Here is a 21,984-nt window from a genome sequence, read left to right as displayed (position 1 = left end):
TTGGAATGAGTTTTTTTGAAGATGAATTAATAAAAAGGGTATCAGTAAGATTTCGAGAGTTAAGAGGTTCAAGGCAAATAGAAACGATTTCGTACGGACAAAAATCTACAATAAAAAGAATAGAATCTGGGAAGAATGTAAAAAGTGGTAATTTTATTCCAGATAGTTTATTGGAAGATTACTCCCGAATTTTTAATATAAAAAAAGTTCGTTTAATATTTGGTACAGATAGTGAAATTGAGAATTTTTTAGAAGTTACATTTGATAACTATTTTCAAGAAATACTATCAAATAAGAAAATTATTGATGAATTAGATAATTTTAATAAATCTTTTATCGATTATTTATGTATTTTTACTGAGTTTTCAACTTGGTATAACTTAAATATGGATCAAGAATGTTCTTTATCATTTATTATTCCATGGTATCTTATTAAGAGGAAGTTAGTAAATTCATTTAAAAATCGTGTAATTAATAACATATTTAAAGATGAAGATTCAAAATTTCTTTTTAAAGAAATAGATGAACAATATACACAGTGGTTAAATTATGAATTGGCTAATGTATTATTTCCTGAGGTAATTAATAAGTTAAAAGAAGAAACTATTTTTAAAATTGGATTTATGATTAATTTTCTAACTAAAGAGATTATAGAGCCTGAAATACCGATTTTAGAGAATGATTCAATACCTCTTAAATATTTGAGATTGAAAAAAAATTCGGACTACATTAAGACTGTTATGGTTAAAACAGATAGAGGGGTAAGTTTTAAAAGAAAATATAGTCCTCCTAAAAATAATGGAGTTCGTAAAAAAGAACTAGTTTCTGAACAGAAAGATTTAAATAGAAATGATTTTTTAAATTATATTAGAAGTGATAGAGAGAAACTTGGTGGTCATGTCCCTGGTATTTTAACAGTAAATAGCAGAGCATCAAAGTATATACAGTTAGAATTAAATGATTTAATGATTAATCATGTGAAAGAGTTTACTGCATATCAAAAAAAACTTTTAAATTTAATTGAAATTTCGGAATTAGAAAATTTTTTATAAGTTAAAGAAAAAGAAGTATAAGTGTATTATATTTCTTTTTTTATTTGAATAATTTATTCAAATTATTGATATCAATGGATTTTATAAGACAGTCTATAATTATGTCTACAATTTACTATTAGATTGTAGACGAAAGTTTAGACTAAATTATTATTTTTTTTACTTATAATTAATTTATCAGATCACAGCAATGATTTGATAGAAAATTGATAATAGAGTTGCAAATCTATTTTCAAAAAATAAAGAAGTTGCTGATTCTTTATTTCAAAATAAAAAGAGGTAAAAAATTATGACACTAAAAAATTTAAGAAGTTTTTTAAAATTCGATAAATCATTCTTCGAAAAAAAAGAGTTTGTTTATTTAAATTGTAGACTTACACAAGATAATCATTTAAAAGTAACGTTACTTATTGTTGAAGATAAAACAGTGTATCAAAACGAACAGAATAACCTTGGTGAACAAGTGGTCATTACTGTTTTAAACAAAGGGATTGATGATTATTCTTCATTTAAACCACTTCAAACAGTTTGTAAAGTCGTAAATATAAGTAAAGCAACCGTCTATGGCGAATATCAAAATCAATTGTCAATTACTGCCGATGTAATTTTAGACTCACAAGGAAATAAGCAACATGAAAAGAGTTAGTATAAATTGGGTGTATCCTTTTTGGGGAAGTCGAATAATATTTTTTCTCTTTATAGTAGTAGTTCTTTTTATTGATTTATATTTTCTACCATTGATCGATTTGAAATTAAGTATAAATCAAATTTTACTTATATATTCTTTAGAAATATTACTAGGTTCTTTGTTTGTTTTCGGTCAGTTTAACAGAAGTAAATATTTAAAACAGAAAAAATTATTTAAATTTATTAAATTAAACCAATTATATATTACACAGATAACTGAAACTAAAGAAAAAAAATATATTGAAACTTTGGAAATGGAATGGATTGAAAATAAAAAAGATACGAGTACATTTACAATTAGAGTATACAATATAGGTGGACTTCTAAGCCATAAAGTTAATGATCTTGGAAGCAAGCTGGAAGCATATTTAGGGAAAAAATTGATATCTAATACAAAACAGTTAACATACACCGACTATACTTTTGAATTAATAAAAGATGAACGTTTAAAAGTATCGGATTTGAATTTAGAAAAAGGCAGAAATTCGACAGTAATTCAACTCACAAAAAAAATATCATACGATATTAGAAAAGTTCCCCATGGATTAACAGTTGGTACAACAGGTTCAGGAAAAAGTATGTTCTTAAACTATAAACTTTTGCAATATGCATCAATGGGTGCTGATATTTATATCTGTGATCCGAAAAATGCAGATTTAAGTTTATTGAGGTATGTTAGTGGTTTTCCAGAAGAGAATGTCGCTGTAACTTCTAACCAAATCTGTAAAATACTGAGAGTTGTAAATTTTCAAATGATGAATAGATACGATAAATATTTTTCTAGTCAAGAATCATTCGGTAAAGATTTTACAGATTTTGGATTAAAACCAATCGTAGTTTTTATTGATGAAGTTACTGCTTTTGTAAAAGTATCTGATAAAAAAATTGCTGCAGAAGCCATGTCTTACCTCTACAACTTAGTGATGATGGGAAGACAAGTTGGCATATTAACCGAGATCTCCTTGCAGCGCCCAGATGCGAGTATTCTTGATGGTGCTATTAGGGATCAATTGGGTTGCCGAGTTGCACTTGGCAATCTATCAGAAGATGGATACAGAATGGTTTTTGGTTCTAATTTTAAGGACTATAAATCAATTGAAATAAAAGGAGGAGGGCATGTACAGATTGATGGGAAAATGACTTTACCAACTTATTTTGAAACCCCATTCTTTGATAAAAATTTTGACTTCCTAAAAGAATTGGAGGAATATTATTCATAGAGCACTTTCGAAAGTAAAGAATAGGGGTGCTCAGCTCAGAGAGCTAGAGCAAGTGGAACGTCCCTCTTTCTTTACTTTAAGAAATGTGCCCAGCAATAGAAGCTTGCTTCTATTGCTTTTAACTTGATAAACGTCAAACATTAGAACAATAACGAAAGCGAGGAGTAAAAATAAATAATCCAAAAGTAAATTCAGAAAGTATCGTTAAATCTTATAGATATGGTAATACACTTGAATTAACAACTTCGAATGGATTACATAAGCAAACTATAAAAGTACTTCCGAATAGAAAATATGTCGTTTTAGATACTGGAGAAATATTTGATATGGATACAAGCGGAGTTACACGAAGTGATAATATCAAATCTACTCGTATAACGATGAGAAAATTAAGGAGGCTTATCGCTCATAATTTTAGGGGAGAGAAGAATGAACTTTGGATAACATTGACTTACGCTAAGTACACTAATGAAATAGAAAATGTATATAGAGATTTTAAATTATTTATAAGAGATTTAAGAAAACAATATTCAGATTTAGAGTATATCAATGTTATTGAACCGCAAGCTAGTGGGAGTTGGCATTGTCATCTGCTTATAAAAGCACCTAAAAGGAGTTCTCTTTATATCCCAAATAAAATTATTGAAGAATGCTGGAAAAAAGGCTTTACCAAAACTAAAAGACTTAAAAATAGTGATAAAGTTGGTAATTACGTTATTGCGTATTTAACTAATTTGGAGATAGATGATAATCAGAATTCAAAAAAATACATTAAAGGTGCACGCCTATATTTATATCCAAAAGGTGTCAGGATTTATAGGTGTTCTAGAGGAATAAAAAAACCAATTGAAATAACAGCTACTAAAGGAGAAGTAATGACTATCAATGGGCTAGATATTGATTTAGAAGCTAATTATTCGAAAAAAACAAATCATATTATTAGCACAGGAGATGAAATTAGTTATATTACAGAATTCTACAATATAGGAGATAAAAATGAAGACAGTTAATCATAGAGATATTATGAAGCTTGGTTTTTCAAAAACAGCTTCAAAAGAAATAATTAAGCAAGCTAAAAAGATTGCTATAAATCAATTTGATGAATCTTTGAATTCTTCAAATAATATGGTAAAATTAAGTAAATCGCCTTTCGATAACAAAAGACTTGATCTTGCACCTAGTTTTATTGTGGAAGAATTACTCGGCTTTCAATTTACTTAATGAAAGGAATTGAAAGCAATGTCAAAGAAATATAAAGGAGTATTTAGAGATAGTAAAGGAAGAATTTACTGTCAGACAGAATTCAAAGCATCAGCTACAGGTAAACGTCAAAGATTTAAAAGATATCGAAATATATGGGGAAAATCTTTTTCAACTGAAAAAGAGGCATATGATGAGTTATGTCGAGCAAGAGTTGAATTTTACGACAAATTTGATTATAGTGATTATAATCTAAATTTTGAACAGTATATGTTGGAGGTTTTTTTACCTTACTACAAACAAACGGTACAAGATAGCACATATAGAACTGCGATCACTCAATTTGATACATTTATTGAGAGATTTGGAAAAATGAAATTACGAGACATTAAACCTCGTGACTGTGAAAGATTTCGTTTAGAACTTATTAATAAGTATTCTGCGAATTATGCAAAATGTGTTTGGATTCGTTTTAAACAATGTTTAGGCTATGCTGAGAGAATGGAATATATCAAAACATTCCCTTGTAAAAGTCTAGATAATCCAAAAGGTAAAAGACCAGATACAAAATTCTGGACTTTTGAAGAGTTTAAGAAAGTTATCTCTACTTTTGATTTAACTGATTATGAAGATCTTCACCGTTTTACAACCACTTGGTTATACTATATGACTGGTGTACGTGTTAGTGAAGGTTTTGCATTACTTTGGTCAGATTTTGATAAAGAGAATAAACGTATCTTTGTTCACTCAACCTTAGAAGCTTTAAAGGGTGGTGTCTACAAACGTAAAGAGCAGACAAAAACCGAAGCAGGTATAAGATATATAGACTTAGATGATGAAACAATAAAAGTACTTGAACGATGGCGCTCAATTCAGATTTCTAATTCTAATCAGGATTATATTCTATCTAAGTTTGGTGAACCAATGGTAAAAAGTACTTTGACAAGAATGTTGAAGCGTCATGCAAAGTTGGCTGGAGTTCCAGAAATAACTGGCAAAGGATTGCGTCATTCACATGATTCATTTATGATCAATGTTCTGAAAAAGGATGTTTTAGAAGTATCACAGCGTTCTGGAAGAATTGATAAAGCTACAACATTAAACACATATAGTCATTACTATAATGCAAATAATACAACTCTTGGAAATGAAATTACTCAACTTCTTAAACAGGAAGGAGTTGGAGCGACACCCCCATTCACACCCCTACAAAAATAAAATAATAAAAAATAAGCTTTATACTTAGTCTTTTGAGTATCACGCTCAAATTACTCTTAAATAATAGAGCGACTACATTTATAGCTTAAAAACATGATTAAACCGCTATTCTTAGGAGTAGCGGTTTTTCTTTTTGTTCTAGAAGAGGCAAAAAAGGGGCAGTTAAATTAATTTGGTTAAGAAATATATAGGACTAGTGATAAAATAATTTTACTTTTTAATTGCATTTTGTTATAATAGACGCAAGAAGGAATATCTTATCGGTAAATCCTAAGCGAGCCTGAGATAGTGAGAGTCAGGTGATTGAGAGATAAGTGTGGCGCTTTTGGTAGTATTTTCAAAAACAATGAAGTAATAAATTAGGGTGGAACCGCGTTTCTGACGCCCCTAGTCGCAAGGCTTGGGTGTTGAAATTCGGTTCTTTTTGAATTCGTCTAATGCCTAAGTAGAAAGGAGTACAATGCTTAAAGGATCTTGTTTATGTAAAGCAGTGACTTACACTCTGGATGAGGAATTATCTGAATTAGTTTTTTGCCACTGTTCATTCTGTCGGAAAGCAACTGCGTCTGCCTATACAGTTAATGCCAAAGTTAGTAGTAAAAATCTAGTATTGCATGGAAAAGAAAAGCTTGTTACGTATAGTTCTTCTCCAGGAAAACAGCGTTATTACTGCCAGAACTGTCATAGTCAAATTTTCACTGTTCAAGAAAATATACCAGAAGTCTGTGCTTTGAAATTAGGTACAATAGATGAATGCGATCAGAATTTACAAACTGTTCCTAAACGTCATATTTTTCAGGACCCAGCCTTTTCTTGGTTGCTTGATAAATAAATATAAGAAGATAATATAAATTAAAGGAGAAAACAATGTCTAAAAAATTGACTTTCCAGGAAATCATCCTAACTTTGCAACAATACTGGAATGATCAGGGTTGTATGCTTATGCAGGCTTATGATAACGAAAAAGGTGCGGGAACCATGAGTCCTTATACTTTCCTTCGTGCCATTGGTCCTGAGCCATGGAATGCGGCTTATGTAGAACCTTCTCGTCGTCCAGCGGACGGTCGTTACGGAGAAAACCCAAACCGTCTCTACCAACACCACCAATTCCAAGTAGTTATGAAACCATCACCATCAAATATCCAAGAGCTCTACCTTGAGTCTTTGGTAAAATTAGGTATCAACCCATTGGAACACGATATTCGTTTCGTTGAAGATAACTGGGAAAACCCATCAACTGGTTCAGCTGGTCTTGGATGGGAAGTGTGGCTTGACGGTATGGAGATCACGCAGTTCACATACTTCCAACAAGTCGGTGGTTTGGCAACTGGTCCTGTTACTGCTGAGGTAACCTATGGGCTAGAACGTTTGGCTTCTTATATCCAGGAAGTAGATTCTGTTTATGATATCGAATGGGCTCCAGGAGTTAAATACGGAGAAATCTTCCTTCAACCAGAATATGAGCATTCAAAATACAGCTTTGAAGTTTCTGACCAAGACATGCTTCTTGAAAACTTCGAGAAATTCGAAAAAGAAGCAGGACGTGCTTTGGAATTAGGCCTTGTGCACCCAGCCTATGACTACGTTTTGAAATGTTCACATACCTTCAACTTGCTTGATGCTCGTGGAGCGGTATCAGTTACAGAACGTGCAGGTTACATTGCCCGCATCCGTAACTTGGCCCGTGTCGTAGCCAAAACCTTCGTCGCAGAACGTAAGAAACTCGGTTACCCACTTCTAGATGAAGCCACCCGTGCTCAACTCCTAGCAGAAGAGGAAGAATAGACAGAATTACAGGAATAAATGACTGAAAGTCGACCGTAGGTCGCTAAATATAACAAGACCGCTGTAGTGAAAATCGGATAAGAAGTTTCTTATCCGATTGGGGAACCGACGAGACTTAAGGCTTGACAGTTAGCAATGAAACCGAAGGTTTGCTTGCGTCCCCCACTACTAAAGGTCTTGTTGAAGAACATTAATTGTGTAAAGGAAAAAACATGACAAAAAACTTATTAGTAGAACTAGGACTCGAAGAGTTGCCAGCCTACGTTGTCACACCAAGTGAAAAACAACTAGGTGAAAAAATGGCAGCCTTCTTGGATGACAACCGCCTTTCATATGAAGGGATTCAAACATTTTCAACACCACGTCGTTTGGCTGTTCGTGTACTTGGTTTAGCAGACCAACAAACAGATTTGACTGAAGATTTTAAAGGTCCTTCAAAGAAAATCGCATTGGATGCAGAAGGAAACTTTTCTAAAGCTGCTCAAGGCTTCGTCCGTGGAAAAGGCTTGACAGTTGATGATATTGAATTCCGTGAAATTAAAGGTGAAGAATATGTCTATGTAACCAAGCATGAAGCTGGAAAACCTGCTGAAGAAGTGTTGACAGGAATTCCAGAAGTATTGGCTAGCCTTAGCTTCCCAGTAAGTATGCACTGGGCAAATAATACCTTTGAATACATTCGTCCTGTCCATACTTTGATCGTCCTTTTGGATGATGAAGCTCTTGATATGGACTTCTTAGATATTCATTCAGGAAGAGTTAGTCGTGGACATCGTTTCCTTGGACATGAAGTGGAAATTCGTCATGCTGATAGTTACGAAGAGGATTTGCGAAAAGTCTATGTCATTACTGACAGTATAGAACGCGAAAATATGATTCGGGAACAAATCAAGGCTATTGAAGTAGAACAAGGTGTTCAGGTTCAAATTGATGAAGGACTCTTGAATGAAGTTCTGAATTTGGTTGAATACCCAACTGCTTTTATTGGGAATTTTAATCCTAAATATCTAGAGGTTCCAGAAGAAGTTTTAGTTACTTCAATGGAAACTCATCAACGTTACTTTGTAGTCCGTGATCTTGAAGGAAATCTAAAACCAAACTTTATTTCTGTTCGAAACGGTAATGCAGAGCATTTGGAAAATGTTGTTCGAGGGAATGAGAAAGTCTTAGTTGCACGTCTTGAAGACGGAGAATTCTTCTGGCGTGAAGATCAAAAATTGAAAATTGAAGATTTAGTAGCTAAACTATCACATGTAACCTTCCATGAAAAGATTGGTTCATTACGTGAACACATGATCCGTACAGGACAAATTGCTATTCTATTAGCAGAGAAAGCTGGTTTATCAGTTGATGAAACTGTTGATCTTGCTCGGGCTGCAGCCATTTATAAATTTGACCTTTTGACAGGTATGGTTGGTGAGTTTGATGAGCTTCAAGGGGTCATGGGCGAGAAGTATGCTCTTCTTGCTGGGGAGAACGCAGCAGTGGCACAAGCTATTCGTGAACACTATCTTCCGGATTCGGCTGACGGAGCTCTTCCTGAGTCTAAAGTCGGAGCTATTCTTGCACTAGCTGATAAATTAGATACTCTCTTATCTTTCTTCTCGGTTGGCTTGATTCCATCAGGTTCAAACGACCCATATGCTCTTCGACGTGCAACACAAGGAATTGTTCGAATCTTGGAAGACTTTGGTTGGAAGATTCCAATGGACGAATTGATTGCGAGCCTTTATGCCTTATCATTTGATAGTCTAACTTATGTTAATCAAGAAGAAGTGCTTAATTTCATCAAAGCTCGTGTCGATAAGATGATGGGTTCTACTGCAAAAGATATTAAAGAGGCTGTTCTTGCAAGTTCAAACTTTGTTGTTTCTGATATGATTGAAGTAGCAGAAGCCTTAACTGAAGCAGCAAAATCTGAAGATTATAAATCATCAGTTGAGTCTCTATCTCGTGCCTTTAACTTGGCAGAAAAAGCAGAAGGATCAGTCAAAGTCGATTCAAGTCTCTTTGAAAATGAACAAGAAAGAGAACTTGCTCAAGCAGTAGAAAGTCTTGAATTACAAGGTTCAGCTAGTGATAAATTAACGCAACTATTTGCTCTTAGTCCAGTAATTGATGCATTCTTTGACAATACTATGGTTATGGCAGAGGATGTGGATGTTAAAAATAACCGTTTAGCTATTCTTGCTGAGCTTGTAAATAAAGCAAAAACAGTGGCTGCTTTCAATCTTCTCAATACAAAATAAAATTAAAAAATAATTGGAGGTCCTAATATGACACCAGAAAAAATTGCTCGTATTAATGAGCTTGCTAAAAAGAAAAAAACAGAAGGGTTGACTGCTGAAGAAAAAGTAGAACAAGCCAAACTTCGTGAAGAGTATATCGAAGGCTATCGTCGTGCGGTTCGTCACCACGTTGAAGGAATTAAAATCGTGGATGAGGAAGGAAATGACGTGACACCTGAAAAACTTCGACAAGTACAACGCGAAAAAGGTTTGCATGGTCGCAGTCTTGATGATCCAAATTCATAAAATAAATAAAACCTCGGTTAGTGCAAGCTAACCGAGGTTTTTGTATTGAAAAAAGGAACCAAGAATGGTCCCTTTATATTGGTTTTAGTTACTTGCACCAGAAGTAGCATCAGCAGCTCCGTGGCCACCGTCACCATGTCCTCCAGCGTCAGATGCACCAGAAGTAGCATCTGCCTCACCATGACCTCCAGCAGGAGCAAATGGTCCGCTACCTCCTACCAAACGTTGACCAGTTTCTTTCAAGTACCAGTCAAGCCATGGTTGGAAGTTAAAGACGATTTCATTAATACCAGCATATGATCCATCTGGATAGTACATTGCTTGGTAGTTGTGAGTATTGATAACACCTGCAGGTGAACCAGGAACGATTGTACGTACATATTCTTGGTTACCATTACGAAGTGTTCCAATCACCCATTCAACGTTTTTCATACGTGCTGGCGGAAGTGATCCGTGAACAGTTGACATACGGCTACCTGATTGAGGTGGCACACGTTTCGCAAACATGGTTTCTGGATCTTGATGAGCGTTGTTGTAGTAGAGGAATTGGTTGTTATCATCAGCATATGTCAATTCAAAAGGCATAGCTTTCAAGAACATATCAATTTGATTAACTGTCAAGATACCATGGTCAAGTTTAACGTATGTATCACCAGATACAGCTCCTGTGATTTCTGCAACTTTTTCTACCCATTCTGGATCATCAGGGTCAACTTCTGTAATAGTTGTGGCAATTGGTTTTCCACAATCCAAGTCTTCTGGTTCAATTGGTTTTGGTTTTTTCAAATTAGAAACGACTCCTACGTATTTGACAAAGTTATCTAAGCAAGTTTCAAGGAATTTAACAGTTCCTTCGTTAATAATATTTCCTTTTGCATCAAAAGCTTCTTTGGCTTTTCCAAGAAGGAACTCATTACCTGGTAATGTGTAGGCATTTACTCCTGGTGCATCAAGAATTTTACGAAGGTGAACTTGAGCACGTGAAGTTCCCTGATCGTAGTATGAAGCACCCACAATCATAACTGGTTTGTTTTCAAATGGATGAACTTCGTATGAAAGCCATTCAAGGACTGACTTAAGTGAAGCAGAAATAGTGTGGTTGTGCTCTGGAGTAGCAATAATCACACCATCAGCTCGAGTAATTTTGTTGTAAAGAAGGCGCAACTGGAAGCTCTCGTCCCATTTTTCGTCTTGGTTAAACATTGGAACTTCATCGATTTCCAAAACTTCTAGTTCAAATTTAAATTTAAACTGACGGCGGATGAACTCCAAGAGTTTGCGGTTATATGATTGATCGTAGTTTGATCCAACAAGTCCAACAAATTTCATTCTTTCGATCTCCTATCTTACAAATTTTCCCAATCAAAATCTTCAGCATCTTTGCGAAGAAGCTCTTGTGCGTTACGCAATTTCTCAGTAACTTTAACAAAGATACGGAAGTCATCAAAGATGGCATCCAATTTCTTGATGACATCAAGATCTACCAAGTCACCATTTTGATCAAATGCTTGAAGAGAATGTGAAAGCAAGAATTCATCTGGGAGAACGTTTGCTTTGATTTCAGGAGCATTAAGAATTTGACGAAGTTGCAATTGAGCACGTGATGAACCGAGTGTACCATATGAAGCACCTGTAATCATGACAGGTTTGTTCAAAAGCGGGAATACACCATATGAAATCCAAGCAAGAGCGCTCATAAGAACAGCTGGGATTGAGTGGTCGTATTCTGGAGTACCGATAATAACTCCATCAGCGACTTCGATTTTAGCAGCGATTTCCGTAGCTTCAGCTGGGATTTGTTTGTCAGCTGGTTTGTTAAATACAGGTAGATCTTTAATTTCTACCAATTCGATTTCTGCTTTATCAGCAAAGTGTTTCTGCATATATTGAAGCAGTTGGCGGTTTGTGGAACGTTTTGAGTTAGTTCCTACAATAGCAATAAGTTTAAGCATGGGCTTTCCTTTCTCTTTTTGCATTATTAATTATTTATCTTGGATACCAGATGAACAAGCTAAGCGTCCATCTTTGTCAATGAGGATGGCTTCGATACCATCAATATTTTCGACTTGCCACATAATAGACGCGCTACGTTCGCCAAATAATCGTGTGGTCCATATCTCACCGTCAACAGAGCGGTCAGATATAATGGTTAAACTAGCTAAATCCGTTTCAATAGGATAGCCTGTTTCACTATCGAAAATGTGGTGATAATCCTTGCCATTGATTTCAAGATGCCGTTCATAAATCCCAGATGTAACCACTGATTTTCCAGTAATGGATAAGGTCATCAGGTGATTACCACGTGGATTACTTGGATCTTGAATGCCGATTTGCCACGGACGTCCATCTTTTGATTGGTTGTTTCCAATTGTGAGGATGTTTCCTCCAAGATTGATAAGAGCAGAAGTGACACCGTTTTCTTTTAAGAAAGCTGCAACCTTATCTGCACTGTACCCCTTTGCTAAACACCCTAAGTCAATTTTCATTCCCTTTTTTTCTAGGAAAACTGTAGAATTGACTGAATCGAGTTTAATAAAATGAGGGTCTATTAGTGCTAAGGCTGAATCGATTTCTTCAGGGCTTGCAACCTTTGCATCGGAAAAACCAATACGCCAGGTCTGAACCAAAGGCCCTATACTAATATTGAGATGACTTCCAGGTGCTAGACTGTGGTCCAGACCTAATGAAATTAGTTCAAACAAATCAGGATGGACTTTGACTGGTGCAATACCTGCCTGATGGTTAATTTTCATTAATTCTGATTCAGCACTGTTAGCGTTGAAGCGAAACTCAAGTTCCTTTAGCAAATCAAAAGCTTGACGGAGAAGATTATCCGCTTGTTCATGTACTAAGGAAATAGTAATCGTAGTTCCCATTAATCGCTCAGATGATGAACTAAGAGACAAAGAATCAACTCCCTTCGAATCATTGGGAAATAGCTACAAATCTTGAATTAATAAGAAATTTAAAATTTATAATTTATTTCCATATAAATAGAATATCATAAAGTCAGCGTTTTCACAAATCATTTTTTACAAAAAGTCAAGAAATATGCTTAAAAAATTAAAAACAGCTCCAAATCAATAAGAAGTCTTTGAAAACAAATTGATATATCTTTCAAAAACTTTCTTAAATAACATCAAACGGGTCAAAAGTCTTGAAAACGTTCACAGATAATGGTATACTTGAGAGGTAAATAAAAAAATAAAGGTAGGATTTATCTTATGAGTAAAATCGTAGTCGTGGGTGCTAACCACGCTGGAACTGCATGTATCAACACTATGTTGGACAACTTTGGAAACGAAAACGAAATCGTTGTATTTGACCAAAACTCAAACATTTCATTCCTTGGATGTGGAATGGCTCTTTGGATTGGTGAACAAATCGACGGCGCTGAAGGATTGTTCTACTCTGATAAAGAAAAATTGGAAGCAAAAGGTGCTAAAGTTTACATGAACTCACCTGTTCTTTCAATCGACTATGACAATAAAGTTGTGACAGCAGAAGTTGAAGGTCAAGAACACAAAGAGTCTTATGACAAATTGATCTTTGCGACTGGTTCAACTCCAATCTTGCCTCCAATCGAAGGTGTTGAAATCGTTAAGGGCAACCGCGAATTCAAAGCAACACTTGAAAATGTTCAATTTGTTAAGTTGTACCAAAACGCAGAAGAAGTTATCAACAAACTTGCTGACAAGAGCAAACACCTTGAGCGTATCGCTGTTGTAGGTGGTGGTTACATCGGTGTTGAGCTTGCTGAAGCTTTCGAACGTCTTGGAAAAGAAGTTGTACTTGTTGATATCGTTGACACTGTATTGAACGGATACTATGACAAAGACTTCACACAAATGATGGCTAAAAACTTGGAAGACCACAACATCCGTTTGGCACTTGGTCAAACTGTTAAAGCTATCGAAGGTGAAGGAAAAGTTGAACGCTTGATCACTGACAAAGAAACATTTGATGTGGATATGGTTGTTCTTGCAGTCGGTTTCCGTCCAAACACTGCACTTGCTGATGGTAAGATCGAACTCTTCCGTAACGGTGCTTTCCTTGTTGACAAGAAACAAGAAACATCTATCCCAGGTGTATATGCTGTTGGTGACTGTGCGACCGTTTATGACAACGCTCGTAAAGACACTAGCTACATCGCACTTGCATCAAACGCTGTTCGTACTGGTATCGTTGGTGCTTACAACGCTTGTGGACATGAGCTTGAAGGAATCGGTGTTCAAGGATCAAATGGTATCTCAATCTATGGTCTTCACATGGTTTCAACTGGTTTAACACTTGAAAAAGCAAAAGCTGCAGGTTACAATGCAACTGAAACTGGATTTAACGACCTTCAAAAACCAGAATTTATGAAACATGACAACTATGAAGTAGCTATCAAGATCGTCTTTGATAAAGATAGCCGTGAAATCCTTGGTGCTCAAATGGTATCTCGTGATTCAGCAATTAGCATGGGAATTCACATGTTCTCACTTGCTATTCAAGAACACGTTACAATTGATAAATTAGCATTGACAGACCTATTCTTCTTGCCACACTTCAATAAACCATACAACTACATCACAATGGCTGCACTTACAGCAGAAAAATAATTGATGATATGACAAAAAAAGTAACTTCAACTATTGAAGTTACTTTTTTATTTTAAGGTTAAGAAACCTCGTCTCTTGCTGGGAAAGTAAACCCTTCTCCAAGGATTTCGTGAGCTTCCGTGATAGTGATAAAGGCCATCGGATCAACTGTATGAATCATTTCTTTCATCTTGACAATTTCATTTCTTGCGACAATACAGTAAATAATCTTTAAGTCCTTTTGGCTATAGTAGCCTTGTCCTGAGATAAAGGTAACACCACGACCGAGTTCTTCGTTAATTTTATCGGCTAATTCCATCGGTTTTTGAGTGATAATCATAAATCCTTTTCCAGCATATCCACCCTCACCGATTAAGTCAATAACTCTTGAAACGATGAAGTCAAATAAGAGAGTATAGGTTACAAGACGTAGGTCTTGGAAGATGATTAAAATCAACATTAGAATCAGAAAATCAAGTCCAAAAAGCAATTTTCCAACAGAGATATTGGTGTATTTGTTAAGGATACGAGCGACGATATCAGTGCCACCAGTTGTTCCACCCGCGTTGAAAATAACACCGAGCCCAACACCTAGGAGGACACCAGCTACTAAAGCAACCACAACCAAATCACCTTCAAGGTTAAACTGAAGAGGAATCTTCTCAAAGATAGCTAACCAGACGGAGACGGCAATAGTTCCAAGTAGACTGGAATATAGTGATCTTAGTCCAAATATTTTCCAAGCTAGTAGGAAGAGAGGGATATTAATCAAGATATTCATCAGCGAGATAGGGATGTTAAAGAGGTAAAAGGTAATCAAGGTTATCCCTGTTGCTCCACCTTCGAACAAGTGATGTGGAACAACAAAATAAGTAAGTCCGAAGGCGAAGATAGCAGCTCCGAATATAATAGTTACAGTTGATTTAATATGCCGTAGCATTGAGCTCCCCTCCTTTATATAAAAGTGTAGTAAGAGTTTCACTACAAATTTTTATTTTATAATTTCATGGATTGAATTTTTTCAGAATCAGGTGTCACACGTAGCGTCTTTTGACCTGTATAAGTCACGAATCCTGGTTTTCCGCCAGTTGGTTTATTAAGCTTTTTAACCTCAATCATGTCAACTTGAACGAGATTTGAAAGGCGTCCTTTGGAGAAGTAGGCGGCAAGTTCTGCAGCATCCGTCTTGACTTCGTCAGAAGGATTCAGATTTCCTGAGATGACAACGTGGCTTCCAGGAATATCTTTAGCATGGAACCAAAGTTCCTCTTTTCGTGCTATTTTAAAGGTTAATTCTTCGTTCTGCAGGTTATTTCGCCCAACGAGGATAATGGTTTTACCATCACTAGCTAGATACTTCTCAGGTTTTTTACGCTTCTGGATTTTCTCCCGTTGGCGTCTTCTGATAAAGCCTGTTTGAATTAATTCTTCACGAATTTCAGCTATTTCATCTAGACCAGCCTGGTTTAGAACCGTCTCTACGCTTTCCAGATAAAGTATAGTAGCCTTGGTTTCCTCTATCAACTCTGTCAGATATTTAACAGCCTCTTTTAACTTCTGATATCGTTTGAAGTATTTTTGCGCATTCTGATTAGGTGTCAATGCTTTATCGAGTGCGATAGTGATGGGCTGATTGGTGTAGTAGTTGTCTAAGATAACTTGGTCTTTGTCATTAGGGACTTGATGAAGGAAGGTTGTTAGCAACTCCCCTTTTTGTCTGAATTCTTCAGCGTTTTCGGTAGCTTGAAGTTCTTTTTCTTGTTTATTAAGCTTTTGGCGATTCTTTTGTAGTTCATTTTCGACACGACGAATGAGTTCGCTAGCTTGTTGTTTGACCCGGTCACGCTCAGCCTTATCTTTGTAAAAGGTATCCAGTAATTGAGAAAGGCTTGAGAAATGATCATCAATGGTATTAGAAAAAGGGACACAAGAAAAAGACTTATCCGTTAAGCAAGGTTTAGTTTCTTGTTTAAAAAAGTTACGGAAATTGGAGAGTTTATCACTGACCAATAATGTTTCCAATTCGTTTGCCGTATCACGACCTAATCCTTGAAAGAGAGTCTGAAGATTTTTGGCCTTCAGTTCCTGTGTTTGTAGTATTTCAAAGAGTTTTTCATCCTTGATGGTAAAAGGATTCAGAGTCTTTGTACTCGGAGGAGCTATATAGGTAGCACCAGGCAGGAGTGTTCGGTAACTATTTTGTGAAAAGCCGATATGTTTAATAACTTCAAGAATTTTGTGATTACTCTTGTCGACAAGGAGAATATTACTATGTTTACCCATAATCTCAATGATGAGGGTGGCTTGAATATCGTCTCCAATCTCATTTTTGTTAGAAACAGTAATTTCAACAATTCGGTCATTTTCAATCTGCTCGATAGACTCGATAAGAGCGCCCTGTAAATATTTCCTTAAAACCATGATAAAAGTAGAAGGTTGAGCAGGATTTTCAAAGGTCGTTTCTGTCAACTGGATGCGTCCAAAAACAGGATGAGCAGACAGGAGCAGACGATGACTTTGGCGATTGCTACGGATTTGTAGGACCAATTCTTGTTCAAAGGGTTGATTAATCTTTTGAATGCGACCATTTAGTAATTCGGTACGCAATTCCTCAACCATGTGGTGTAAAAAAAATCCATCAAATGACATCGTTCTCTCCTTGTGAATGTATTCCATAGTATTATATCAAAAAGGTAGAATAAAATCATAGAAATATGGTATAATAAAGCCAAGTAAAGAGAATCGAGAAGCACATGTATATTGAAATGGTAGATGAAACTGGTCAGGTTTCTAAAGAAATTTTAAAGCAAACACAAGAAATTTTGGAATTTGCTGCGAAAACGATTGGAAAAGAAGACAAGGAAATGGCAGTAACTTTCGTGACCAATGAACGCAGTCATGAACTCAATCTAGAGTTTCGTGATACTGATCGTCCAACAGATGTCATCAGCCTTGAATATAAGCCTGAAATAGAAATTGCTTTTGATGAGGAAGATTTGGCAGAAGACCCTGATTTAGCAGAAATGATGTCAGAATTTGATGCTTATATCGGTGAGCTATTTATTTCAATTGACAAGGCTAAGGAGCAGGCTGAGGAGTATGGCCATAGCTTCGAACGTGAAATGGGCTTTCTAGCGGTTCATGGATTTTTACATATTAACGGTTATGATCACTACACTCCGGAAGAAGAAGCGGAGATGTTCGGTTTACAAGAAGAAATTTTGATAGCCTATGGACTCACAAGACAATAAACGAAAATGGAAAAATCGGGATTTGCTCTCAAGTTTAGATTTTGCCCTAACAGGTATTTTTACGGCCTTCCAAGAAGAGCGTAATATGAGAAAGCATGCGGTAACATCACTTTTGGTTGTTCTTGCAGGCTTTGTTTTTCAGGTTTCAAAAATTGAATGGCTATTTCTCCTACTAAGTATTTTCCTAGTAATTGCTTTTGAGATTTTGAATTCAGCCATTGAAAATGTGGTTGATTTGGCCAGCCATTATCATTTTTCTATGTTGGCAAAGAAGGCTAAGGATATGGCTGCCGGTGCGGTACTTGTCGTGTCTTTATTTGCTGCAGTGACTGGACTTATCATTTTCATCCCTAGGATTTGGGATTTGCTATTTTAAATATTAAAGAGGTAACTATGACATTTAAATCAGGCTTTGTAGCCATTTTAGGACGTCCCAACGTTGGGAAGTCAACTTTTTTGAATCATGTCATGGGGCAAAAAATTGCCATTATGAGTGACAAGGCTCAAACAACCCGCAACAAAATCATGGGTATTTATACTACGGATAAGGAACAAATTGTCTTTATCGATACACCAGGGATTCACAAACCCAAAACGGCTCTTGGAGATTTCATGGTGGAATCAGCCTACAGCACACTTCGTGAAGTCGATACGGTTCTTTTCATGGTACCAGCTGATGAACCACGTGGAAAAGGCGACGATATGATTATCGAACGTCTCAAGGCTGCTAAGGTTCCGGTTATTCTTGTGGTCAATAAGATTGACAAGGTACACCCTGACCAACTCTTGGCTCAAATCGATGACTTCCGTAGTCAAATGGACTTTAAGGAAATCGTGCCGATTTCAGCGCTTCAAGGAAATAATGTTTCACATTTGATTGATATCTTGAGTGAAAATTTGGAAGAAGGATTCCAATATTTCCCAGCAGACCAAATTACCGATCACCCAGAACGTTTCTTGGTTTCTGAGATGATTCGTGAAAAAGTGTTACACTTAACTCGTGAAGAAATTCCACACTCAGTTGCAGTAGTGGTAGATTCTATGAAACGAGATGAGGAGACTGATAAAGTTCATATCCGAGCAACTATTATGGTCGAGCGCGACAGTCAAAAAGGAATTGTCATCGGTAAAGGTGGTGCTATGCTCAAGAAAATTGGTACCCTTGCGCGTAAGGATATCGAACTCATGCTAGGAGACAAGGTCTTCCTAGAAACATGGGTCAAAGTTAAGAAAAACTGGCGCGATAAAAAGCTAGATTTGGCTGACTTTGGCTATAACGAAAAAGAATATTAAGAAGAGGTGGGCGGTAGCCTGCTTCTTGTTTTTAGAGAAGGAGGAGCTATGCCTGAATTACCAGAGGTCGAAACGGTTCGACGCGGACTGGAAAAATTGATTCTGGGAAAGAAAATATCAAGTGTTGATATCAGTTATCCCAAGATGATTAAGACGGATTTTGGACAATTTCAAAAGGAATTGCCAGGACAAGTTGTCGAGTCAATGGGCCGTCGTGGAAAATATCTACTTTTTCACTTATCTGATAAGGTTTTAATTTCTCATCTGCGAATGGAGGGTAAATATTTTTATTATCCTGATGAGATTCCTCCACGAAAACATGCTCATGTATTTATCCACTTTGAAGACGGAGGCACTCTAGTCTATGAGGATGTACGCAAATTTGGGACCATGGAACTATTAGCACCTGAACTCCTAGAGGCTTATTTTCTCTCTAAGAAATTAGGTCCGGAACCAAGAGAATCAGATTTTGATTTAAAAATCTTTAAACAAGCCTTGAAGAAATCCAAAAAGCCCATTAAGTCTCATTTACTTGACCAGACCTTAGTTGCAGGATTAGGAAATATCTATGTTGATGAAGTACTCTGGAGAGCTAAGGTTCACCCTTCAAGACTTTCTAACAGTTTAACTTCTCAAGAGGCCAGAAAAGTCTATGATGAAACGATTAAGGTTTTAGGAGAGGCTGTTGAAAAGGGTGGTTCAACGATTCGTACCTACACCAATGCTTTTGGCGAGGACGGGACCATGCAAGAGTTTCATCAGGTCTATGATAAAACTGGACAAGCTTGTTCTCGCTGTGGGGCTATTATCGAAAAAATTCAGCTTGGTGGTCGAGGAACCCACTTTTGTCCCAAATGTCAAAGGAGAAAGTGATGGGAAGAATAATTGGAATCACAGGTGGTATTGCATCCGGTAAGTCCACCGTTACAGAATTTCTAAGGCAAAAAGGGTTTCAAGTAGTGGATGCGGATGCCCATGTCCACCAACTGCAGAAACCAGGAGGTCGACTTTATCAGATGTTAGTTGCGCACTTCGGTGCGAAAATTCTTCTTGAAAACGGGGAACTGAATCGACCATTACTTGCCAGTCTTATCTTTTCTAACTCTGAGGAAAGAGAATGGTCTAAAGAAACTCAAGGCAAAATCATCCGTGACGAATTGAGGGCTTTGAGAGACAAGTTAGCTCAAACTGAGGATGTATTTTTCATGGATATTCCATTACTGTTTGAGCAAGACTATGCTGATTGGTTTGATGAAACTTGGTTGGTCTACGTATCACCTGATGTTCAATTAGAACGTTTGATGAAAAGAAATCATCTATCAAAAGAATCGGCTGAAGCTCGGTTGGCTTCTCAATGGCCTTTAGAAGATAAGAAAAAATTGGCTAATCATATCTTAGATAATAATGGCAGTCGTGATCAGCTTCTTAGTCAAGTAGTGACTTTACTTGAAGGAGGCGATGTCCATGCAAGAACTTAGTTGGAAGGATAATCTTCGTATTGCTTGGTTTGGTTGTTTTTTAACAGGAGCTAGCATTTCTCTTGTTGTTCCTTTTATGCCTATTTTTGTGGAACAATTAGGAGTTGAAGGGGATCAAGTTGCTTTTTATTCAGGTTTGGCTATTTCTGTTTCTGCTATTTCTGCAGCCTTTGTATCACCAATCTGGGGTATCTTTGCAGACAAATATGGTCGTAAACCTATGATGATCCGTGCGGGACTAGCCATGACTATTACCATGGGAGGACTGGCTTTTGTTCCAAATGTTTTCTGGCTCTTGTTTCTACGTTTTCTCAATGGCGTTTTTACAGGTTTCGTACCAAATGCAACAGCTTTGATTGCGAGTCAAGTTCCCAAAGATAGGTCAGGATATGCTCTAGGGACTTTATCAACTGGCGTTGTCGCTGGAACTCTAACAGGTCCATTTGTTGGTGGTCTTATTGCAGAATTTTTTGGAATTCGTAATGTCTTTTTATTGGTAGGCAGTTTCTTGTTTTTAGCTGCTATCCTAACCATTCTTTTTATTAAAGAAGACTTTCAACCTGTGCCGAAAGAAAAAGCACTCCCGACCAAAGAGCTTTTTACATCTGTTAAGTATCCTTTTCTCTTGATAAATCTATTTCTAACTAGTTTTGTAATTCAGTTTGCTGCACAATCGATAGGGCCTATTCTTGCTCTCTATGTACGAGATCTTGGGCAGAAAGAGAATCTTCTCTTCGTCTCTGGCTTGATTGTATCCAGTATGGGATTTTCAAGTATGATGAGCGCAGGAGTTATGGGTAAACTAGGTGATAAAGTGGGAAATCATCGACTACTTGTCGTAGCTCAGGTATATTCAGTTTTCATATATCTATTATGTGCAAATGCGACGAGTCCATTCCAATTAGGTTTCTATCGTTTTCTATTCGGGCTAGGTACAGGCGCTCTGATACCGGGTGTCAATGCACTCCTCAGTAAAATAACTCCCAAAGCTGGTATATCAAGAGTATTTGCCTTTAATCAAGTTTTCTTTTATCTAGGAGGAGTGATAGGCCCCTTGGCAGGATCAGCAGTAGCAGGTCAATTTGGTTACCATTCAGTATTTTATGCAACAGCTCTCTGCGTAGCTCTTAGTTGCTCTTTTAACCTTATCCAATTTAAATCATTATTAAAAGTGAAGGAAATCTAGTGCGCGTAAAAATTAATTTAAAATGCTCCTCTTGTGGCAGCATCAATTATCTAACCAGTAAAAACTCTAAAACACATCCAGATAAGATTGAAGTCTTAAAGTATTGTCCTAAAGAAAGAAAAGTGACTCTACATCTTGAATCTAAGTAGAAATTATGGTAGAATAATAGGGATTTTAAGGAGTTTGATATGTATAACCTATTATTAACTATTCTATTAGTATTATCTGTTGTGATTGTGATTGCAATTTTTATGCAACCGACTAAAAACCAATCTAGCAATGTGTTCGATGCCAGTTCAGGTGAATTGTTTGAACGTAGCAAAGCGCGTGGCTTTGAGGCCGTAATGCAACGTTTGACAGCGATCTTAGTCTTTTTCTGGCTAGCCATTGCCTTAGCATTGACGGTATTATCAAGTAGATAAGAAAATAATGGGCGAGACTAGGTCTTAGCCTATTTTTATTTTAAAGAGAAATACGGTTTTACACCAAAAGAAATT

Annotated in this window: 24 protein-coding genes; 19 read left to right on the top strand and 5 right to left on the bottom strand. The window is 36.4% G+C overall.

Features of this window, described 5'->3' with window-relative positions; all coding sequences use genetic code 11:
* Nucleotides 1-5: 5 nt before the first annotated feature.
* The 10 genes from HMPREF1481_RS10570 (at nt 6) to HMPREF1481_RS04985 (ending at nt 9,696) form a co-directional block, all read left to right on the top strand.
* Complete coding sequence (locus HMPREF1481_RS10570) at nt 6-1,052, top strand: hypothetical protein (protein ID WP_016465963.1); 1,047 nt, start codon at nt 6-8, stop codon at nt 1,050-1,052.
* A gap of 289 nt (nt 1,053-1,341) precedes the next feature.
* Complete coding sequence (locus HMPREF1481_RS05025; protein WP_016465962.1) at nt 1,342-1,698, top strand: hypothetical protein; 357 nt, start codon at nt 1,342-1,344, stop codon at nt 1,696-1,698.
* The gene (locus tag HMPREF1481_RS05020; protein WP_016465961.1) at nt 1,685-2,959 is read left to right on the top strand and encodes an FtsK/SpoIIIE domain-containing protein; all 1,275 of its coding nucleotides are present in this window, start codon (nt 1,685-1,687) and stop codon (nt 2,957-2,959) included. The genes HMPREF1481_RS05025 and HMPREF1481_RS05020 overlap by 14 nt, the downstream gene beginning before the upstream one ends.
* 326 nt (nt 2,960-3,285) lie before the next feature.
* The gene (locus HMPREF1481_RS05015; RefSeq protein WP_016465960.1) at nt 3,286-3,969 is read left to right on the top strand and encodes a rolling circle replication-associated protein; all 684 of its coding nucleotides are present in this window, start codon (nt 3,286-3,288) and stop codon (nt 3,967-3,969) included.
* On the top strand, nt 3,956-4,180 hold the full coding sequence (locus HMPREF1481_RS05010) for a DUF3173 family protein (RefSeq protein ID WP_016465959.1): 225 nt from the start codon (nt 3,956-3,958) through the stop codon (nt 4,178-4,180). The genes HMPREF1481_RS05015 and HMPREF1481_RS05010 overlap by 14 nt, the downstream gene beginning before the upstream one ends.
* 18 nt (nt 4,181-4,198) lie before the next feature.
* Nucleotides 4,199-5,377, top strand: a complete 1,179-nt coding sequence (locus tag HMPREF1481_RS05005) for a tyrosine-type recombinase/integrase (protein WP_016465958.1) — start codon at nt 4,199-4,201, stop codon at nt 5,375-5,377.
* 460 nt (nt 5,378-5,837) lie between these two features.
* A complete protein-coding gene (locus tag HMPREF1481_RS05000) occupies nt 5,838-6,209 on the top strand; it encodes a GFA family protein (protein ID WP_003097717.1) in 372 nt (123 codons plus the stop codon).
* 35 nt (nt 6,210-6,244) lie between these two features.
* Entirely contained in the window at nt 6,245-7,162 is a 918-nt protein-coding gene (gene glyQ / locus HMPREF1481_RS04995) for a glycine--tRNA ligase subunit alpha (RefSeq protein ID WP_016465957.1), read from the top strand.
* A 212-nt stretch (nt 7,163-7,374) separates the two neighbouring features.
* Nucleotides 7,375-9,411: a glycine--tRNA ligase subunit beta gene (glyS, locus tag HMPREF1481_RS04990; protein ID WP_016465956.1), complete on the top strand. Its 2,037-nt coding sequence runs from the start codon at nt 7,375-7,377 to the stop codon at nt 9,409-9,411.
* A gap of 27 nt (nt 9,412-9,438) precedes the next feature.
* A complete protein-coding gene (locus tag HMPREF1481_RS04985) occupies nt 9,439-9,696 on the top strand; it encodes a DUF896 family protein (RefSeq protein ID WP_016465955.1) in 258 nt (85 codons plus the stop codon).
* Between the two features lie 84 nt (nt 9,697-9,780).
* Here HMPREF1481_RS04985 and HMPREF1481_RS04980 read toward each other — a convergent pair whose 3' ends face one another.
* The 3 genes from HMPREF1481_RS04980 to HMPREF1481_RS04970 are packed head-to-tail and all read right to left on the bottom strand — an operon-like array spanning nt 9,781 to nt 12,602.
* Nucleotides 9,781-11,025: an NAD(P)H-dependent oxidoreductase gene (locus HMPREF1481_RS04980; RefSeq protein ID WP_016465954.1), complete on the bottom strand. Its 1,245-nt coding sequence runs from the start codon at nt 11,023-11,025 to the stop codon at nt 9,781-9,783.
* 17 nt (nt 11,026-11,042) lie between these two features.
* Nucleotides 11,043-11,648, bottom strand: a complete 606-nt coding sequence (locus HMPREF1481_RS04975) for an NADPH-dependent FMN reductase (RefSeq protein WP_016465953.1) — start codon at nt 11,646-11,648, stop codon at nt 11,043-11,045.
* Nucleotides 11,649-11,678: 30 nt separating this feature from the next.
* Nucleotides 11,679-12,602: an FAD:protein FMN transferase gene (locus HMPREF1481_RS04970; protein ID WP_025173271.1), complete on the bottom strand. Its 924-nt coding sequence runs from the start codon at nt 12,600-12,602 to the stop codon at nt 11,679-11,681.
* A gap of 318 nt (nt 12,603-12,920) precedes the next feature.
* On the opposite strand from HMPREF1481_RS04970, the gene nox reads away from it, so the two are divergent.
* Nucleotides 12,921-14,300 (top strand): H2O-forming NADH oxidase, encoded by a 1,380-nt coding sequence (gene nox / locus HMPREF1481_RS04965; protein WP_004252642.1) that lies wholly within the window; start codon nt 12,921-12,923, stop codon nt 14,298-14,300.
* Between the two features lie 58 nt (nt 14,301-14,358).
* Here the strand turns inward: nox and HMPREF1481_RS04960 are convergent, their stop codons facing one another.
* Nucleotides 14,359-15,219: a YitT family protein gene (locus HMPREF1481_RS04960; protein WP_016465951.1), complete on the bottom strand. Its 861-nt coding sequence runs from the start codon at nt 15,217-15,219 to the stop codon at nt 14,359-14,361.
* 56 nt (nt 15,220-15,275) lie between these two features.
* Complete coding sequence (locus HMPREF1481_RS04955) at nt 15,276-16,928, bottom strand: Rqc2 family fibronectin-binding protein (protein ID WP_016465950.1); 1,653 nt, start codon at nt 16,926-16,928, stop codon at nt 15,276-15,278.
* 104 nt (nt 16,929-17,032) lie between these two features.
* Between HMPREF1481_RS04955 and ybeY the strand changes: the two genes are divergently transcribed.
* Genes ybeY through secG form a run of 8 tightly spaced genes read left to right on the top strand, consistent with a single transcriptional unit; the run spans nt 17,033 to nt 21,909 of the window.
* Nucleotides 17,033-17,530 carry an rRNA maturation RNase YbeY gene (gene ybeY, locus HMPREF1481_RS04950; protein ID WP_016465949.1) on the top strand — a complete coding sequence of 166 codons (498 nt, stop codon included), beginning with the start codon at nt 17,033-17,035 and terminating at the stop codon, nt 17,528-17,530.
* Complete coding sequence (locus HMPREF1481_RS04945) at nt 17,511-17,906, top strand: diacylglycerol kinase family protein (protein WP_016465948.1); 396 nt, start codon at nt 17,511-17,513, stop codon at nt 17,904-17,906. The genes ybeY and HMPREF1481_RS04945 overlap by 20 nt, the downstream gene beginning before the upstream one ends.
* A 17-nt stretch (nt 17,907-17,923) precedes the next feature.
* On the top strand, nt 17,924-18,823 hold the full coding sequence (era, locus tag HMPREF1481_RS04940) for a GTPase Era (protein ID WP_016465947.1): 900 nt from the start codon (nt 17,924-17,926) through the stop codon (nt 18,821-18,823).
* A 48-nt stretch (nt 18,824-18,871) separates the two neighbouring features.
* Nucleotides 18,872-19,696: a DNA-formamidopyrimidine glycosylase gene (gene mutM, locus HMPREF1481_RS04935; protein ID WP_016465946.1), complete on the top strand. Its 825-nt coding sequence runs from the start codon at nt 18,872-18,874 to the stop codon at nt 19,694-19,696.
* Entirely contained in the window at nt 19,696-20,301 is a 606-nt protein-coding gene (coaE, locus tag HMPREF1481_RS04930) for a dephospho-CoA kinase (protein WP_016465945.1), read from the top strand. The genes mutM and coaE overlap by 1 nt, the downstream gene beginning before the upstream one ends.
* Entirely contained in the window at nt 20,288-21,487 is a 1,200-nt protein-coding gene (locus tag HMPREF1481_RS04925) for a multidrug efflux MFS transporter (protein WP_016465944.1), read from the top strand. Before coaE ends, HMPREF1481_RS04925 begins: the two co-directional genes overlap by 14 nt.
* Nucleotides 21,487-21,636, top strand: coding sequence for a 50S ribosomal protein L33 (gene rpmG / locus HMPREF1481_RS10645; protein ID WP_001809104.1), 150 nt, complete (start codon nt 21,487-21,489; stop codon nt 21,634-21,636). The genes HMPREF1481_RS04925 and rpmG overlap by 1 nt, the downstream gene beginning before the upstream one ends.
* Nucleotides 21,637-21,675: 39 nt before the next feature.
* Complete coding sequence (secG, locus tag HMPREF1481_RS04920; RefSeq protein WP_016465943.1) at nt 21,676-21,909, top strand: preprotein translocase subunit SecG; 234 nt, start codon at nt 21,676-21,678, stop codon at nt 21,907-21,909.
* Nucleotides 21,910-21,984 lie beyond the last annotated feature (75 nt).

The organism is Streptococcus sp. HPH0090 (assembly GCF_000411475.1).
Taxonomy (GTDB): domain Bacteria; phylum Bacillota; class Bacilli; order Lactobacillales; family Streptococcaceae; genus Streptococcus.
This window is presented reverse-complemented; position numbering and strand designations above follow the sequence as displayed.